This is a genomic window from Nitrospira sp. (genome assembly GCA_024998565.1).
GTDB lineage: Bacteria > Nitrospirota > Nitrospiria > Nitrospirales > Nitrospiraceae > Nitrospira_A.
The window spans coordinates 124,074-140,391 of record JACOEM010000009.1 but is presented as its reverse complement, the minus strand read 5'-3'; the positions used below and the strand labels follow the sequence as shown (position 1 = coordinate 140,391).

The following is a 16,318-nucleotide window of genomic DNA, read 5'->3' as shown; positions in this document are numbered from 1 at the left end:
CATGGCACCACCCAGCGACCTTCCAGATCCCTCGACCCGTCCGTCCAGGCCCTCCTCGAACCAGGAAGGCCCAGAAGAGGAAAGCGGCTCGGACCGCCAGGCGCATGTCGCCGGGATGATGGTCGGCACAGCCTTGATGTTCATCGGCTTTCTCGACGTGTTCCTCTCCATCAGCGGAGGGTTCGAAATCAACGTCGTGCCCCTGTTGATCTACTTCAGCGGCATCGCCGTCTGGGCCAATGCCGTGGTCGAAAATCCGACGATTCGTTACTCTCTGATGGCCGGATCCGTCCTGATCAGTCTGGCATTTTTCCATTATGGCGAGGTGCTGTTCTGGCACAAGCAGGTGGTGTTCTGGTCCACCGTCGTCGTCGTGATGTATTTCATGTTCAACGAGCCGAAACAGGCGACCTGAAAAGCCGCGTGCCGTATCCATCCTAAGAGCAGGCCGGTGAATTCATCGCTTTTCCTCTCCCGTCGATGACCATTGCCGTCATCATCCCGGTTCTCAACGAAGCCCGCGGTATCGGTCACACCCTTTCACGCACGGCCACGCTCGGATTCGACGAACTCGTTATTGTGGACGGCGGCAGTTCGGATCAGACGTGCGCCGTCGTGGAGTCGCAGACCGTCCACCTCCAGAACAGGCCCTGCTCAGGCCCCGCACCGACATCGCCGACAATCCGCCTTCTGAAGGCTCCGGCGGGCCGGGCGCGGCAGCTCAACGCCGGTGCAGCCGCCAGCCGGTGCGAGGTGTTCCTGTTCCTTCACGCCGATACCCAACTCCCGTCGAATGCCCGCCAGGCCATCGCCACCACGCTGTCCGACCAGGCTTGTGTGGGCGGACGCTTCGACGTCCGCTTCGACTCCCCTCGTCCGATAGCCCGACTCGTCGGGCACATGATGAATCTGCGTTCCCGCTGGAGCGGCATTGCCACAGGTGACCAGGCCCTCTTCGTCCGACGAGAAGTCTTCGAGCGGATCGGACGCTTTGCAGAGATCCCGTTGATGGAAGACATCGAGTTCTCCCGCCGCCTCAAACGCGCAGGACGTCTCGCCCCGCTGCATCATCAGGTGGTCACCGCCTTCCGGCGATGGGAACGGAACGGCCCGGTCCGCACAATTCTGTTGATGTGGACCCTCCGCTTCCTGTACTGGATCGGAGTCAGCCCCGATCGACTTCAACATTTTTACCGCATTGTGAGATAAATCCATGAGTGCTCCCCCCTCGGACCGCAAACAGCCCGCTTCGGCAGCCCTGGTGATCTTCGCCAAGGCTCCGATCCCTGGACAGGTCAAAACACGCCTCTGCCCGGGTCTGACCGAAGACGAGGCCGCCACCCTTCACGGCAGCTTCGTCCTCGACACCCTCGAGCGCACCAAAGCGGCGGCGCATAAGTTCAAACTTCCCGTCGATCGCTTTCTGGCCTGTGCACCCTCGAGCACCCATGTCTTTTTCAGAATCATGGAAGCGCGCCATGGAGTCACGCTCCTCGATCAACAAGGCGACCACCTGGGGGACAGGATGGCGCAGGCGTTCAGGACGCTCTTCGCCCGAGGGTACCGGCACGTTTTCCTCGTGGGAACCGACGTCCCCTCTCTCCCCCTGACCCATTACCGCGATGCGGTGCAGTCGCTCACCCGGCACGACCTGGTCCTCGGTCCGGCGAAAGACGGCGGCTACTATCTGATCGGCATGACGGCCCCTCACCCCGAGCTATTCGCGGATATTCCGTGGTCGACGGACCAGGTCATGGGACTCACGCAGCAGAAAGCTGCGGCCGCAGGATTGAAGACCGCCCTCCTGCCGGCCTGGAGCGACGTGGACACCCTCGACGATCTTCACGCCTTGATCGACGACTGCGCAGCGGATAAAAAGCGCCCCAAGCAGGAACGAGTGTATTCGCAACGAACGGCCGGTACACTGGAGTTGCTCGCGAAACGCCTGCGCACGCGCCATACTTAACGGAGTCCCCTATGACGAATAAAGTTGCCCTCATCACCGGCGGCGCAAAAGGAATCGGCCGCGCCATCGCGTTGGATCTCGCCGCCCAACAGTGGTCCGTGGCGATCTGCTACCGCACCAGCAACGCGGCCGCAGATGAAACCAGCGCGGCCATCAAGGCACGCGGGGGGCAAGCCTTGGCGGTGCAATGCGACGTGTCCGACCCGCAGGCCGCCGGCGACTTGGTCTCCCAGGTCGAAAGCCGGTGGGGAAGAATCGACGCCCTGATCAACGGCGCCGGCCCCTATCACCGCGTCAATCTCTTCGACGAGACGCCGGCGGGCTGGCGTGAAATGTTCGAGGGCAACTTGCACCCGATTTTCTATCTTGGGCAGGCAGTCGCACCCGGGATGAAGGCACGGAAGCAGGGACGCATCATCAACTTCAGCATGGCCAATGCGGACCAAATGGTGGCCCAGCCGGAGGTGACGGGGCACTATATCGCCAAAGCCGGCGTGTTGATTCTCACCAGGACGTTGGCAAAACTGCTCGCCCCCTACGGCATTACCGTCAACGCCATCTCTCCGGGTTTCATCGATTCAGGCAGCGCGCCTCCTGAGGAATTGGCCGGTGTGGTCAAACGAATTCCAGCCGGATACATCGGGAGCGTGGGAGATACGGTCGCAGCCGTGCGATACTTGCTCAGCGAGGAGGCGCGCTACGTCAACGGCGCCAATCTGCACCTCAGCGGCGGATGGGGCATTTAATGAGGCGCACACTCACGTGGCCAAGAAGAGAATGGCTCCGATGATCGCCGCCATGAGATAACTTTTTGAATCCTTGACCGCGAATACTACCGGATCATCATCCATTCGATTCCGGTAGGCCAGCATCCAGACTCGACTGATCCAATACAGCATTACCGGACAGACCAGCCACAAAACCTCCGCATGGGTGTACAGCAGCAGCACTTCTTTACTGCTGATGTAGAGCGCCAGAACCAGCACCGCCAGCAACCCACTCGCCGTGCCGATACTCGAGATATGTTCGAGATCCGTCACCCAGTACCCTCGCCCGTGTAGTTCCTTCCCTTCGGCCTCACCGGTGAGCCGCAATTCGGTAAACCGCTTCACCAAAGCCAGACTCAGGAAGAGAAACAACGAGAACGTCAGCAGCCAATGGGAGGGAGCCACCCCCGTCGCAGCCCCGCCTCCGTATACCCGCACGGTGTAGAGTTGAGCCAATACAATCACATCCAGCAGCACGAACTGTTTCAAATAGAACGAATACCCCGTCGTCAGAACCAGGTAGCCGGCCAGCACCGGTAGAAATGGCGAGGGCAGCGCCATCGCCAGTATAAGCCCTCCCACCAGACACCCTGCAGCCAAGAGGAGCCCGAACGGAATCGAGAGGGTACCGGACGCAAAGGGACGGTATTTTTTCCGGGGGTGCCGGCGGTCGGACGCGAGGTCGAGGCAGTCATTGACGATATAGACGGCAGAGGCGGAGAAACTGAATGACAGGAATGCCAGGGTGGCCTGCAGCATCAGGGCTCGGTTGGTGATTTGATGCGAGGCGACCACCGGGATAAACACCAGCACATTCTTCGCCCACTGATGCACGCGCAAGGCCTTGGCCACCTGCCTCAACCAGGTCACCGGCTCGCTGAACACACGACTCACCGGGGTCAGCGTTTGCGCGCGACTCACCAATCCGGCAGAGGCATTCACGACGATCGCTTCGTTAGCCTCGGCCCACACCGGCAAATCGGCGGTCGAATTTCCCGCATAGGCAAAGCGGCGAACCCCGTATCGCTCTACCAGGAGGGCAACCTTGCGTGCACCTTTGAGGTTGGTCGAGGCATCGCTCCCGAACACCCGCTCATCGAACAGCCCGAGATGAGCCTCCACAGCGCGGGCAAACGTCACGTGACTGGCTGTGGCCAGCACCAGCTCACGGCCCGACCGGCGTTCGTTGGAGAGAAACTCGAGCAGAGCCTGGTCATACGGGAGCGTGCTGGCATCGAGCGTCACCCGGCGGGCAATTTCATGCTTGAAAGAAGCTTTGCCCTTCAGCAACCAGAAGGGAAGCTGAAAGACCGAGAGCGGACTCTGCTTCAGCAGCGCCAGCAGCGATTCCCACAGCAGATCGGTCTTGATGAGCGTGCCATCAAGATCGACACACAGTGGACTCTTGGGTTGGAAATCCTCACTCATGACACGCAGGAGGGATTCTATCGGCACGGGTGAATCCGGGCAAGCAGATACGACGAACCTGGAGGGACTCACGAACTCGTGCGTAGACGGGGATCCAACCGACTGCCCGCGAAGGCCGGTTACAGATCGGAGTCAAAAACGGACGCGGGCTCAGCGTGCTTATTCAGCTTCGAACGCCTTCTTGAGCAAGGGCATCACTTCACCCTTGGCTTCCATGGGGTCTAGAATATCCGTGTCGCCGTAAAACTGCCCGTCGATGAACACCTTGGGCAGCGTCGGCCAGTTCGTCAATCTGGTCAACGCTTCGCGTTTGGCCGGCTGGGACAAGACGTCGATCAGTTCGTAGGGATAGCCGTATTTTTCGAAAAAGTGCATGGTTTCCCTCGTAAACCCGCACATCGGCATGGCTTTCGTGCCCTTGCCGTAGATCAGAATCTTGTTCGCTTTGATTTCTTGTTGAATTTCTTCTTCGATCGGGTCAGCCATCTGTCCCTCCTCTTATGTGTTCACTTCTTCCGGGGTCTTGGCTGTAATCTCCAGGGCATGGATACGTCCGTCTTTCATCGGAGCGGCCAGGGCCTGGTAGACCATCCGATGTCGGTCCAGAAGATTCTTGCCGAGAAATCCGCCCGAGGTCACTCGCACGATCAAATGGTCCTGCGTACCGGTCTTATCGATCACGGTCACGGCAGCATCAGGAAACACCTGACGAATGAATGCGGTCACAGCCTCTGCGGTAATCATCTTTCTGGAGAATAACGCATACGGGAAGCCGAAGGCAATCTGAACCACAGACGATTTCAATGCTGAGCAGGACAACCGGGTGTCGAACGCATGGATATTTGATGGACAGCCCGCTACACTGCGCTATTGCGCAAACATATCCGGACCTCGCACTCATCCAGGATGAAAGGAGAAGACTCATGGCCCAGCCACATTCACGTCGCCCCCGCCGCCTGACACGGATCACTCTGTGCGCCGTACTGCTTGTCCTCGGATGCCAGTCGACCCTGTCCGTGCGAACAGCCGCAGCCGCAGGTTCCGGGTCGGAAGCCATTCAAGGATTGGGAAGTTACTTCCTGACACTGCCCTATGGCGGCATCAAAATGGCCGTCGCCGTGCTCGGCGCGGTCGCCGGAGGAATGGGGTTTATCTTCACCGGCGGGGACAAAGTGACGGCTGAAAAAATCTGGAGCCCGGCCCTGGGCGGAGAATACGTCGTCACCCCGGCACATCTCCGGGGCGAGAAAGACTTACATTTCTTCGGCAACACCCCGGCTAAATAGCGCCTCTTTATCGGAACCGGTCTCGACCGGTCCGCTCCACAGCCACGGCCTGCTGAATCGTTCCAGTTCCAAATCTGATCGACAAGCCGGTGGTGCATTTCACCCGGCCTGGTGGATCCCAACCACCAGGCCGGAACTCCTCCTCACTTACTTTTCCTAACATACTGAAATCACGTCCTTCTTCAGACTTCCTTCATTGGCATGTCTGTTGCTGTTACTCACCAGCAAGGACGGCAGATGACATCAACCATCGACACAACCATCAAGGAGGGGATCATGGGAGAATTTAAATCGGGCTTCTTCATGAGTGAGTCCGCCTGCAACGGCCGGGTGCTTGTGGTCGACGATGAACCGGACATTCGCAAAGTCGTTCGCATGACACTGCAGAAGGCCGGGTACGAGGTCATCGAGGCAGAGAACGGCGAAAAAGCCATCGAAGCCATCAACACCGGAGAAAACCGGCTGCTACTGGACGTCCTCATCTGTGACATCCGCATGCCGAAGATCAACGGAGTTGAGGCCATTGCCTACTTCCAACAGGAGTGGCCGCGTGTCCCGATCATTGTGCTGACCGGCTTCCCCGACACCGACATGGCCACCTCCTTTTTGCGAAGCGGCGTGGTCGACTATCTGGTCAAACCGGTCGAAGGGGAAAAGCTCCGCACGGCCGTGGCCAGGGCGATGGAACAGCGGGAACTTGCCCAACTGTAACGTCACCCATACCGACCGGCAGCGCCACACCCTCCACGTCGGGGAGGTCTCCCGGGCCTCCCCGACAAAAAGGTGCGAGTCAGTCAGGCTCCCTGCAGATCGGTTCTCGCAACACACCACGGAATGCGGCCATGAAACTCTGCTCGACGAGAATCGCCATCATCGGTGCCGGGAAAGGTGGAACCGCCCTCCTGGATCTCCTCCATCAGATTCCGGATGTGGAGATCGTCGGCATTGCGGACAGGGATCCGACGGCTCCGGGACTCAAGCGGGCGCGAGACCTGAATGTGCTGGTTGCGGAGCGGGTACAGGATCTCATCCAGAATCATGGCGTGAACCTGATCATGGATGTGACCGGTGACCCATCCATGGAACCGCTCATCCACACCCTGAAGCGTCCCGGCGCCGAGGTCCTGAGCGGGGCCGCCACCAGGCTGCTCTGGAAACTCGTCCAACATCAGTCGAAATTGGAAGCTGAATTGTTCCAGGCCGACAAACTTGCCGGGTTGGGTTCTTTCGCGGCCGGCATCGCGCACGACATCAACAATCCGCTGCAGTTGATTCTCGGACTGGCCGAAAATCTGGAAGACGAACAGGACCTCGCGGTCGTCCACGAGCAGGCTCGCGACATCACGCAGGCCGTCAAGCGCACCAGCGCCATCTGTCGCGACCTGACCCGCTACGCCAGACGCAACGGAGCCGGTGAGGAGGTCATGGTCAACCTCAACACCAAACTGGACGAAGCGCTGAGAATCGCCCGTTATGCCGTGACGCTGCAAGACGTCACCGTTGTCAAACGCTATGCGGACGAAGCCAGCGTAATGGGCAATCCCGACGAACTCCTGCATGTCTTCGTCAATCTGATCACGAACGCGGTCCAGGCCATCAAGGATCACGGCACATTGACGCTCCAAACCACCGTCGGGCCGGACGGACAGGTCAGTGCCTCAGTCAGCGATACCGGGTGCGGCATTCCCAAGGAAGCTTTCTCAAAAATCTTTGAACCGCTCTATACCACCAAACCTCCCGGGAAAGGCACAGGGTTGGGGTTGTACAATGTGATGTCGGTGATCTCGAAAATGGACGGTCATATTTGCGTCGAAAGCGACGTGGGGGTGGGCACGACCTTTCGTATCGAATTTCCACAGGTGCAGCGGACCATATCATGCGCGCCACTATGACGAATCCTTCGAGCTCCTTCTCGAACGCCCTCGGATGGGGCCTGAAACGTAAGCTCATCGTGTCCATGCTGATGGTCGGCGTAGTTCCCCTCCTGCTCGGCCTCAGCCTGGCCTTCCTGCAAGGCTCGAAGGAAATCCAGGTCGTCAGCGGGGAAAGCTTCCAGGCGCTAGCCACGGAGGCAGCCCGCAAGTTGGACCTCCTCGTGGCGGAAGAGGTGGCCAGGACCTCCCGCATCGCGGTCCACCCGGATATCGTGCGCGCGCTGGAACAGCGTCGCGACGCGCTTCATGCCTCCGATCCGAACGCTACGTTGCCTGCTCTCGTGCAACAACGGGCCCGCTGGGCGGCAAGAGACCCGGCTTCGATCAAGGCGATCACGGGAAATTCCACCGCCCTTCTCTTGCAAGGTTTTTACGCCGGCTCACAGAGCGAACCGGACCAACTCCTGCCGCAGGTCGTGCGCGCCGCCACCAAGAAGCTGTTCATCACGGATGTGCAGGGAAACCTCTTTGCCGCCCTGACGACCAAACCCGGCTTCTCCCATGCCGACAGTCCCTGGTGGAAAGGCTCGTTCAACAGAGGAGTCGGCCAGCTCTACATCGAAGATCTTCACTTCGACGAACAGGCCAATGCCTATGTCTTCAGCATTTCCCTGCCGGTCATGGACAGCCTTCGGTATGAAGTGGTGGGCGTGCTCCACCGGGTCATCGATGCCAAGGAGTTCTTCTCTCCCTCGACCCACCCCATCCGGTTCGGCAAGACCGGCCATGTGATGCTCATCGATAGCCGAGGCATGGTCCTCAGCTGCCCGATCCTGCCGACCGGCGTTCAGCTCTCAGGCGCATCGCTGATTCCCCAGGTGACGGTGCGTCAACCGGGCTGGGTCACGGCCGACAGTGACGGGCACGGCGGCCAGGGCACCGCCATCATCGGATTCGCTCCCCTCCCCGAAACCAGTCGCGCCACGAACGGCTCCCTTGAAAATGGCGCCTGGCACACCTTTGTCTGGCAATCCTCCGACGAGCTGTTCGCCCCGATCCGGCATCTCATGATGTGGATGATGATCCTCGCCGGGATCGCGCTCGGCTTGCTCGCCACACTGGGGTATTTCGCCGCCAGCCGGATTGTGACGCCGGTCAGACGACTGCAGGAGGCCGCGCGCCTCATCGGGCGAGGAGAATTGCAGGAGCCAATCCAGATTCACACGGGAGATGAACTGGAAGAGCTGGCGGTCGAATTCAACCGCATGAATACACAACTCGAGGCCGCCTTTGCCGGATTGAGCACCCAGGTGGAAGAAAAAACCCAGGAGGTGCAGTACCTCCAAAAATCGACGGATCAGGTGCTCGACGCCGTCCCGACCCCGATCATCATGATCGACCAGCAAGGCCTGGTCCAGTATATGAACCGCGCGTCCCGGGATGCCATCCAGCCACAGGAGCAAAGCTGGTCGGGCCGTCTGCTCTTTGATCTTCTCCCTCTGGACGACGATCACCGTCAGGCTTTGCGGCGAGACCTACGACTCGTTGAAGAGAGCAAATCGACCGCGCCCCCCAGCCCGAACCAGGAACCCGCCCTGAAAGAGGCGCGCGACCCGCTCAATCAAACCCTCAGCCAGGCGTCCCCCTCGGCCCGGCGGGAATTACGGATCGGCTCGCACCTGTACCACTACGAATGGTTTCCGCTGGAAAGTCGTAGCGGGGCAGGCAAACGCTTCGGCCTCGTGCTGCGTGATACCACCGATGAAAGCCGATTGCAGGATCAGCTGATCCAAGCTGAAAAATCAGGCAGCCTCGATGTGCTGACCGCCGGCATCGGCCACGAACTCAACAACCCGCTGTTTGGCATTCTGGGTCTCGGGGAGGCGATCCAGGAGGAAGCGGACCTGGCTCGTGCCAAGGGTTACGCGCAAGACATCGTCGGACACGGCCGGAAGATGGCGGCCATCATCAGGGACTTCACCGGAGTAGCGGCTCGAGAATCGAAAAGCCAGCGTGTGCCGGTGGATGTGACCGCCCAACTGGAGCAGGCCCTGGCCATTGTGCAGACTTCGCACGACTGCCTCGGCCTGAATGTCCAGAAACACTATGTGGCGGTGTCGCCGGTGACGGCGTTGCCCGACCAGCTTCGCCTGGCGTTTATCAACATCCTCACCAATGCCATTCAGGCCATGAGCGGGCGAGGCGACCTCTGGCTGACGACAGAAGAACAGGACGATCTGATTACGATCACGATACGGGACAACGGCCCCGGCATTCCCAAACACCATCTCGGCAAAGTCTTCGATCCGTTCTACACCACGAAGGGACAAGGGGAAGGATCGGGACTCGGTCTCACCGTGGCCCAGCGATTGATCAAGAAATTCGGCGGCGAGATTCGCCTGGAGAGTCCGGAAGGCCAGGGCACGACCTGCGTCATCACCCTGCCGGCGGACAAGGCCGGGGTACGAAAGGAGCAGCCATGCGTCTCATCCTGACGGTCATTCGGGCACGGCCGCTGTGGCTCGCACTGGCGCTGGCCTGCGCCTCGACCTACTCATTGCAGGCCAAGGATGTCGCGCCGCCTCCGGGCATTCCTCCGGAAAAAGTAGCGGACTTCGTGCACGCGGTTCTGGATGCCGATCGAACCATCTATACGAACCAGGTCGTCAACCGGATGCAGGCCAAAGGCATCGTCTCCGCCGCGGAACATTGGGAACACGAAAATGCCCTGCCCTTGCCCGCCCAGTTCCTTCAACATTCGGGCAAACTCGTGGCCGAGTCCGGGAGAGGCATTCGCTACCGCCTCATCAGCCTCTGGCCCATCTACCAGCGGAATGCCCCGGCCACCGACCTGGAACGCCGGGCGCTGGAGAGTTTTTCGCAGACCCCCGACCGCCCCTTTACAGGCATCGTGACCAGCGGCCGCAAACAATACTTTCAGGCCATCTATTCCGATCGGGCCATCTCAGCCGCCTGCGTGAAGTGTCACAACAGCCACCCGTTGAGCCCCAAACGTGACTTCGCGTTGAATGACGTGATGGGGGGCATGACGATTACCATTCCCCTCGACTGACAACCGGCAGGTAAACGGCTGGTTACGATGCGGCCGGCGGGGCCGGAAGGTGTTGCTGGTAGTCGTCCCGGTAGATCTGCAGAGCGGTCAGGAACAGTCCGACAAGAATCGGCCCTAGAAACAATCCGAGGATCCCGTAGACCGCCAAGCCCCCAAGCACGCTGAAGGTGAGGAGCAACACGGGAATCTCCGCGCCCTGCCCGATGAACAGCGGTTTGAGGATCTGATCGATTGTGGAGACGACCCCGATCCCCCAGGCCAGCATGACCAGCCCCTTGCCCACCGTACCGGCCCAGAGGAGGTACAAGGCCACAGGCCCCCAGATGAGCGCCGTCCCGCCGAACGGGAGCGGAGCCAGAAGAATCGTCAAAGCCATCAACACCATGGGAAACGGCACACCCAGCACCGCATAGGCCGCTCCGGCGAGCAGCCCCTGTGCAATCGCCGTCAGCACGATGCCTTTCACCACGGCGCGAATGGTCTGATCCAGGCGAGCCAGGATCTTGTCCTTGTGCGAGGCTTCCAGGGGGATCAACGCATACAGCGACGCCAGCCAGTGGCGGCCATCTTTGAAGAAGAAAAACAGGGTAAACATCATGACGAGAAAGTCGGCGACCAACATAAAGACGTCCCGCACAAGATCGCTCAACTCGCCCACGATGAATTTACTGAAGGTCTTCGCGCTTGAGAGCACGAATTGTTCGAGATCACTTTCCCTGCCGGTGAACCGCTCCAGCCACTCCCTCACCACAGGGCCTCCCGGTAGTCCGGACAACCGATCGGGCAACTGCTGAACGCCTCCTGAGGCAATCCATTCCCGCACCGCGCGGTCAGCGGATCCGGCTTCCTTCACCAGCATCACACTCAGCACCACCAGCGGCACCACGACCAGGGCCAGCGCAGCCAATGTCAGGAGCACAGCCGAATGCGACTCCCGTCCTCCCAACCAGGCGGTGAGCCGGATGTGCAGGGGGAAACACAGATGCGCAAGAATCACCGCCCAGAGGACCGGAAACACGAAAGGGCGAAACATCAGCCCCATCTGATACAGCAGCGCCAGCAGCACGCCGAAAAAGCAGAGCGCAAAAATCTGTTGTCGATTCATAGTCGTGAAGAGTACCTGCGATTGCAGCCGTTGATAGCAGAACCTGTCCAGGATGTCACGCGTCGGTCTGACGACCGCTGTGCCTGAACAGAGGACTGCCGCCAGGCTGGGAGGAGACCCTATGATGCCATAGGGCGCACGGGGTGCGCAGCGTGAGGGCGGGAAAGCGAGCCGTCAGGCGTTTTCGCCGAGCATGGCGACGGCCTTGGGACGCTGCGAGGCAATATCCCGAACATTGCCGGGAAGTTTCTGGGCTTCGTCGCCCCAGGAGGCAACGCCCATATCCGACATCCCTTGAAACTTCGCCCCGTCTTCCATGGAGAAGGCGGGCGCGTGGACTTCGCCGACGAGCAGACCGGTCTTGAGCAATTGGAGCCGTTCCGTCGCCCGCACCGTCGCCTTGATTTTTCCGCTGCTGATGATGATCCCGGCTGTGATGGTTCCCTGCACGATGCCGTCTTCGCCGATCACGACGGTCCCCGTGGTGTGAAGATCGCCTTCCAACCGCCCGTCGATACGGACCGTGCCTTCAACGCGAATCTCGCCTCTGAGCAAGACCCCTTTGGCCAACAGGGTGATATTGTCGTTTTCCACAAAGCCGGACTTCTTCATCATCACGCGCTCCTTCTCCCAGGCAATGTCCGATGAACTTGAACTGGAGGACCATCCCAACATGAGCCGAGCCTACACCAGCTTGTGCATCGTACCTAGGAAAAACCAAAACTGCGCTTGACCCGTTCCCAGAAGCCGCTGCCGTGTACTTCACAGTAGATCGAAGGCTCCGTACCTTCGATAAACAACTCCGCCGACCGCTGCGGACACTTCGAAGTCGCCAACTGGGCCGACTGGGGATCGATGTCGCGCGTGACCACGGCAGGCGGCAACGCAAACTCGCGCGTCGCAGCCGGCGAGATCCGGCGCACGAACTCCACCCACATCGGTAGCGCCGCCTGTGCTCCGGTCAGATGCAGCGCCTCCTCGTCGTCGAATCCCACCCACACACCGACCACCACATCCGGCGTGTACCCGACAAACCAGGCGTCGCGATACCCATCCGTCGTCCCGGTTTTTCCCGCCACAGTCCCGCGCAGGCCCATCGCCTTCGCCTTGGCCGCCGTGCCGCGCTCGACGACACCCCTGAGCAACGAGGTCATGACATAGGCCGCTTGCGGGGACACCGCTTGATGCCGCACTGGCGTACGATGCCAGGCGGGATCCCCTTCCGGAGTCATCACGGCCTGCAACGCCGAGGGAGCCACATAGAGCCCCCCTTGTGCCAGGGCTCCGTAGGCCGAGGTGATCTCCAACAGCGAGACGCCGGACGTTCCCAACGCAATGGACAAATTGTCGGCCAGCGGGCTGCGAATCCCCAGCTTCTCTGCCATCTGGAGAATTCGCTTCGTCCCCACGGCCTGTGCGATCTTCACGGCGGGGATATTCAGCGATTGTTCGATCGCCGTCCGCACGGACACCGTGCCGTGAAACCGATGGTCGTAATTCTGCGGTGCCCACACCCCGGCCCCCGACTCAAACGTCACCGGTTCGTCGACGATCGAGGTGGCCGCCGTAATCGGTTGCCCACCGCTCAATTCGCGGCGAGCCTCGAACGCCGCGAGATACACCAACGGCTTAAACAACGAGCCGGGCTGGCGTTTCGACTGCACGGCCCGGTTGAACTGGCTGGTGCGATAGTCACGACTGCCCACCATCGCAAGAATGCCGCCCGTTGCGGGATCGAGCGCCACCAGCGCAGCTTGAACCGGACTGCTGTGGCCGGTCAGCGCCGGATAGGCCGCTTCCAGTTTACTCAGTTCACTCTCCAGCGTCTGAGTGGCCAGTCGTTGCAACACGGGGTCGAGTGTCGTGTAGGCCCTGACGCCGTCCGGCAAGGGCGCTCCGGTCGTCTCTTCCACCTGTCTCAATAGATGGTCGACAAAAAACGGCGCATCGGCCAAGGTGTCCTGCGGCGGCATGACCCGGACGGGCGTCATCACCGCCTGCTTCCACGCGTCCTCGCTCACGAGCCCCTGTTCGTGCAACCGGCCCAGCACCACATCGCGACGCTGCTTGGCCAACGCCGGGTTTCTCAATGGTGAATAGGTATTCGGCCCCTTGATCATCCCGACCAGCAGCGCGGTCTCCTCCAAGCTCAATGCATCCACGCGTTTGCCGAAATACCGGTGCGCGGCCTCCCCGACTCCATAAATCGACACAGACCCGACCTGCCCGAGATAAATCTCGTTCGCATAACTTTCGAGGATCGCCTGTTTGCGGTATTTCGCCTCCAGGACCAATGCCGCCATCGACTCCTTCAGCTTCCGCCCGAACGTGCGTTGCGGAGAATAAAACAGGTTCTTCGCCAACTGCTGCGTGATCGTACTGCCGCCCTGGATGACCGTGCCACGGGTCACATTCGTCCAGACCGCACGGCCCACGGCAATGGGATCGATGCCGGGATGGCTGAAGAATCGCCGGTCTTCGATCGCCAGCAACACATCGAGAAATCGTGCCGACAGATCGTCATACGAGACCCATTCCCGAACCTGCCGCGAAGCGCCGCGCAACCCGCTGATCAATTGCGGCTCCAGATAGGCGGGGAATAACTCATCGCCCCCTTGAATCGACAGCACCTTCGTCACTCGCCCCTGGTCGAGCACCAAGCGGGCCGGAACCGGTCGCAGGTGAAAATCGGCAAACTCGTGCAAGTAAATATCGATCTCTGCGGGAGTGACACGATACTCGCCGGGGGTGCGCACGGCCGTCTCGACCGCGCGATACCCGAGCCGGTTGAGGCGCTCGATCAGATGAGCGGAGGCAATATCCAGATCGGGCTTCAACAGAAACGGGGCGCCGTAGATCAGGCGGGGGGGATGCTCGTCGCCGGCCGGCAATGCCAGACTGGCCGAGAGGTAGAGCCCGTAGGTCACCCCACTTCCTGCGGCAAGGACCACGACGCCGGCCATGACCAGAAGCCCTCGCACGATCCAGCGTCTCACGAATAGCACCACCACGTCCCCATCCGCCGAGCATACGCGATCCAGCGAACGAAATCACATGCGTGCACAGCGCAATTCAGGAAGATCCCCCGGCACCCGAGCTTGACAAAGTCCCGTGCCTTCTCTTAGATGAGCGCCACATTGCCGAGTTTTTACGCTCTTGCACCAATCAGGACGTCCGGAATACGCGTCGGCTCTGCGCATCACACCCGTACAACGTTAACTGCACACACCACGCGCCCCGGCAGGCTGATTGCGTTACTGACAGACTCATCCATACGAGGAACATGACCGTGAGGACTCTACGCCTTCTTAATGCCGGTGATTCACCGAGACCCTACGTGCCCGCGGCACGGCCGTCGCACCACGGGAAAACCCCATCGCGGCGCCGGTGGAAGCGAAACGGTGCCCCCTTCGCCCGCATACTCATTGCCTGTTGCGCCCTGATCACCGCAATCACCTCCACCCCATCGACAGCCCGGGCGGGAAGTTTTCGCATCTACGATCACAGTGCCTCGGCAACCGGCCAGGCGTCGGCATTCACGGCGCAAGCCGACGATGCTTCCGCCGGGTACTATAATCCGGCCGGCATGACACAACTCCGCGGGGTTCAGTTCTCAGCCGGCACCACTCTCATCGCCGGTGGATTCTCGTTTCAGAACGGCGCGGGCACCCAGGCGAACGGCGATCTTCGCGGGAGTGTGGCGGTTCCACCTCCGTCGAACATCTACATGACGGCCAATCTCAAGGACCTCGGCATCGGCTCCTCCGACCGCACCGCCATCGGCCTGGCCGTCTTCAGCCCGTTCGGCACCTTGACGCGCTGGCCGGACAGCAGTCCGTTCTCCACGGCGACCACGAAAGCCGCGTTCGAGCTGATCGACATTCGCCCTTCCATCGCCTTCCGGCCATTGCCGGATCTGGCGATCGGGTTGGGAGCGGACATCTATACGTTTTCCGGAGCCTTCGGAGAAGGACAGGTTGAGCGACAATTTCGCTGGCCCGGCGGGCTCGGCATCCCGGCCGGCACCGGCATGGAATTGAACGGGCGCGACACGGCCGCGGGCTTCAATGCCAGCCTGCTCTATACGCCGCTGCGTAACGGGGACGGACGTCCGCTCGTCAACATCGGCCTCATCTACCGCAGCCAGGCGACGCTGCATCTCGACGGGCAATTGCTCGCCGGCGGCACGCGTGTGGCAGACGCCCGCACGACGTTTGTGGTCCCGCAGGTTCTCACCGGCGGCATCGCACTCTGGCCCGTCCGGGATAACGAGCGGGAGTGGAAACTGGAATTGGACGTGGATTACACCGGCTGGAAATCGGTCCGCAATCTGGATACGACCCTGTCGAACGGGCTCGCCATCGCCACCCCGGCCAACTGGACCAGCGGCTACACCGTCATGGTCGGCACGGAATACAAGTGGCTGAACCCCGCACCGCTGCCCGATTGGGATGTCGCCTTACGCGCCGGCTATTGGCATTCTCAGAAGGCGATTCCCGATCAGACCTTCAACCCTGCCATTCCCGACGGCGACAATCATGCCGTCTCCACCGGCTTCGGATTCATGTGCCGGGGGCACGGCAAATTCTTCGGGGTCATCCCCTGCGGAGGATCCGACAAGACCCTCAGCCCCAAAGGCCTCGGAATCGATCTGGCCTACCAGGCCATTCTGTACGAGGGCAGAACCGTCGCGGGGAACGTCAATCCCACCGTCAACGGAACGTATCGCACGACCTTGCATGTCGGCTCCATCAATCTCCGTGTGAATTTTTGATGCCCGGCCTTCCAACGATCATGGTAGAGTAGGCGTACTTACGAG

The 16,318-nt window shown here is 60.7% G+C and carries 16 protein-coding genes; 10 read left to right on the top strand and 6 right to left on the bottom strand.

Translation table 11 applies throughout. The annotated features are described in order from the left end of the window. The first annotated feature begins 1 nt into the window (after nucleotide 1). From H8K11_15185 to H8K11_15170, 4 genes are all read left to right on the top strand, one after another. Complete coding sequence (locus H8K11_15185; GenBank protein MCS6265098.1) at nucleotides 2-415, top strand: hypothetical protein; 414 nt, start codon at nucleotides 2-4, stop codon at nucleotides 413-415. A 65-nt stretch (nucleotides 416-480) separates the two neighbouring features. Further along, nucleotides 481-1,209, top strand: coding sequence for a TIGR04283 family arsenosugar biosynthesis glycosyltransferase (locus tag H8K11_15180; protein ID MCS6265097.1), 729 nt, complete (start codon nucleotides 481-483; stop codon nucleotides 1,207-1,209). 4 nt (nucleotides 1,210-1,213) lie between these two features. Beyond that, nucleotides 1,214-1,966, top strand: coding sequence for a TIGR04282 family arsenosugar biosynthesis glycosyltransferase (locus H8K11_15175; GenBank protein MCS6265096.1), 753 nt, complete (start codon nucleotides 1,214-1,216; stop codon nucleotides 1,964-1,966). Between the two features lie 11 nt (nucleotides 1,967-1,977). Next, complete coding sequence (locus H8K11_15170; GenBank protein ID MCS6265095.1) at nucleotides 1,978-2,712, top strand: SDR family oxidoreductase; 735 nt, start codon at nucleotides 1,978-1,980, stop codon at nucleotides 2,710-2,712. Between the two features lie 12 nt (nucleotides 2,713-2,724). Here the strand turns inward: H8K11_15170 and H8K11_15165 are convergent, their stop codons facing one another. From H8K11_15165 to H8K11_15155, 3 genes are all read right to left on the bottom strand, one after another. Then, nucleotides 2,725-4,188 (bottom strand): UbiA family prenyltransferase, encoded by a 1,464-nt coding sequence (locus H8K11_15165; protein MCS6265094.1) that lies wholly within the window; start codon nucleotides 4,186-4,188, stop codon nucleotides 2,725-2,727. Between the two features lie 132 nt (nucleotides 4,189-4,320). After that, the gene (locus H8K11_15160) at nucleotides 4,321-4,647 is read right to left on the bottom strand and encodes a glutaredoxin (protein MCS6265093.1); all 327 of its coding nucleotides are present in this window, start codon (nucleotides 4,645-4,647) and stop codon (nucleotides 4,321-4,323) included. Nucleotides 4,648-4,659: 12 nt separating this feature from the next. After that, the gene (locus H8K11_15155) at nucleotides 4,660-4,905 is read right to left on the bottom strand and encodes a BolA family transcriptional regulator (GenBank protein ID MCS6265092.1); all 246 of its coding nucleotides are present in this window, start codon (nucleotides 4,903-4,905) and stop codon (nucleotides 4,660-4,662) included. 179 nt (nucleotides 4,906-5,084) lie between these two features. On the opposite strand from H8K11_15155, the gene H8K11_15150 reads away from it, so the two are divergent. The 5 genes from H8K11_15150 (at nucleotide 5,085) to H8K11_15130 (ending at nucleotide 10,394) form a co-directional block, all read left to right on the top strand. Then, nucleotides 5,085-5,447 (top strand): hypothetical protein, encoded by a 363-nt coding sequence (locus H8K11_15150; GenBank protein ID MCS6265091.1) that lies wholly within the window; start codon nucleotides 5,085-5,087, stop codon nucleotides 5,445-5,447. Nucleotides 5,448-5,750: 303 nt separating this feature from the next. Next, nucleotides 5,751-6,158: a response regulator gene (locus H8K11_15145; GenBank protein ID MCS6265090.1), complete on the top strand. Its 408-nt coding sequence runs from the start codon at nucleotides 5,751-5,753 to the stop codon at nucleotides 6,156-6,158. A gap of 131 nt (nucleotides 6,159-6,289) precedes the next feature. Then, the gene (locus H8K11_15140; protein MCS6265089.1) at nucleotides 6,290-7,339 is read left to right on the top strand and encodes a hypothetical protein; all 1,050 of its coding nucleotides are present in this window, start codon (nucleotides 6,290-6,292) and stop codon (nucleotides 7,337-7,339) included. After that, a complete protein-coding gene (locus H8K11_15135; GenBank protein MCS6265088.1) occupies nucleotides 7,324-9,816 on the top strand; it encodes a HAMP domain-containing protein in 2,493 nt (830 codons plus the stop codon). Before H8K11_15140 ends, H8K11_15135 begins: the two co-directional genes overlap by 16 nt. Continuing rightward, on the top strand, nucleotides 9,801-10,394 hold the full coding sequence (locus tag H8K11_15130) for a DUF3365 domain-containing protein (protein ID MCS6265087.1): 594 nt from the start codon (nucleotides 9,801-9,803) through the stop codon (nucleotides 10,392-10,394). The genes H8K11_15135 and H8K11_15130 overlap by 16 nt, the downstream gene beginning before the upstream one ends. Nucleotides 10,395-10,416: 22 nt before the next feature. On the opposite strand, the gene H8K11_15125 is transcribed toward H8K11_15130, so the two are convergent. The 3 genes from H8K11_15125 to H8K11_15115 all read right to left on the bottom strand — a co-directional run bounded on the left by H8K11_15125 (nucleotide 10,417) and on the right by H8K11_15115 (nucleotide 14,495). Continuing rightward, nucleotides 10,417-11,499, bottom strand: coding sequence for an AI-2E family transporter (locus tag H8K11_15125; GenBank protein MCS6265086.1), 1,083 nt, complete (start codon nucleotides 11,497-11,499; stop codon nucleotides 10,417-10,419). A gap of 174 nt (nucleotides 11,500-11,673) precedes the next feature. Next, the gene (locus H8K11_15120) at nucleotides 11,674-12,114 is read right to left on the bottom strand and encodes a polymer-forming cytoskeletal protein (protein MCS6265085.1); all 441 of its coding nucleotides are present in this window, start codon (nucleotides 12,112-12,114) and stop codon (nucleotides 11,674-11,676) included. A gap of 92 nt (nucleotides 12,115-12,206) precedes the next feature. After that, nucleotides 12,207-14,495 carry a PBP1A family penicillin-binding protein gene (locus tag H8K11_15115; GenBank protein ID MCS6265084.1) on the bottom strand — a complete coding sequence of 763 codons (2,289 nt, stop codon included), beginning with the start codon at nucleotides 14,493-14,495 and terminating at the stop codon, nucleotides 12,207-12,209. Between the two features lie 455 nt (nucleotides 14,496-14,950). Between H8K11_15115 and H8K11_15110 the strand changes: the two genes are divergently transcribed. Next, complete coding sequence (locus H8K11_15110) at nucleotides 14,951-16,273, top strand: outer membrane protein transport protein (GenBank protein ID MCS6265083.1); 1,323 nt, start codon at nucleotides 14,951-14,953, stop codon at nucleotides 16,271-16,273. The last annotated feature ends 45 nt before the right edge of the window (nucleotides 16,274-16,318 follow it).

Excerpts from the sequence above, each read along its gene's own strand:
- H8K11_15185 (MCS6265098.1), top strand. The coding sequence starts at position 2 with ATGGCACCACCCAGCGACCTTCCAGATCCCTCGACCCGTCCGTCCAGG.
- H8K11_15180 (MCS6265097.1), top strand. The coding sequence starts at position 481 with ATGACCATTGCCGTCATCATCCCGGTTCTCAACGAAGCCCGCGGTATC.
- H8K11_15175 (MCS6265096.1), top strand. The coding sequence starts at position 1,214 with ATGAGTGCTCCCCCCTCGGACCGCAAACAGCCCGCTTCGGCAGCCCTG.
- H8K11_15170 (MCS6265095.1), top strand. The coding sequence starts at position 1,978 with ATGACGAATAAAGTTGCCCTCATCACCGGCGGCGCAAAAGGAATCGGC.
- H8K11_15160 (MCS6265093.1), bottom strand. The coding sequence starts at position 4,647 with ATGGCTGACCCGATCGAAGAAGAAATTCAACAAGAAATCAAAGCGAAC.
- H8K11_15155 (MCS6265092.1), bottom strand. The coding sequence starts at position 4,905 with ATGATTACCGCAGAGGCTGTGACCGCATTCATTCGTCAGGTGTTTCCT.
- H8K11_15150 (MCS6265091.1), top strand. The coding sequence starts at position 5,085 with ATGGCCCAGCCACATTCACGTCGCCCCCGCCGCCTGACACGGATCACT.
- H8K11_15145 (MCS6265090.1), top strand. The coding sequence starts at position 5,751 with ATGAGTGAGTCCGCCTGCAACGGCCGGGTGCTTGTGGTCGACGATGAA.
- H8K11_15140 (MCS6265089.1), top strand. The coding sequence starts at position 6,290 with ATGAAACTCTGCTCGACGAGAATCGCCATCATCGGTGCCGGGAAAGGT.
- H8K11_15135 (MCS6265088.1), top strand. The coding sequence starts at position 7,324 with ATGCGCGCCACTATGACGAATCCTTCGAGCTCCTTCTCGAACGCCCTC.
- H8K11_15130 (MCS6265087.1), top strand. The coding sequence starts at position 9,801 with ATGCGTCTCATCCTGACGGTCATTCGGGCACGGCCGCTGTGGCTCGCA.
- H8K11_15125 (MCS6265086.1), bottom strand. The coding sequence starts at position 11,499 with ATGAATCGACAACAGATTTTTGCGCTCTGCTTTTTCGGCGTGCTGCTG.
- H8K11_15120 (MCS6265085.1), bottom strand. The coding sequence starts at position 12,114 with ATGATGAAGAAGTCCGGCTTTGTGGAAAACGACAATATCACCCTGTTG.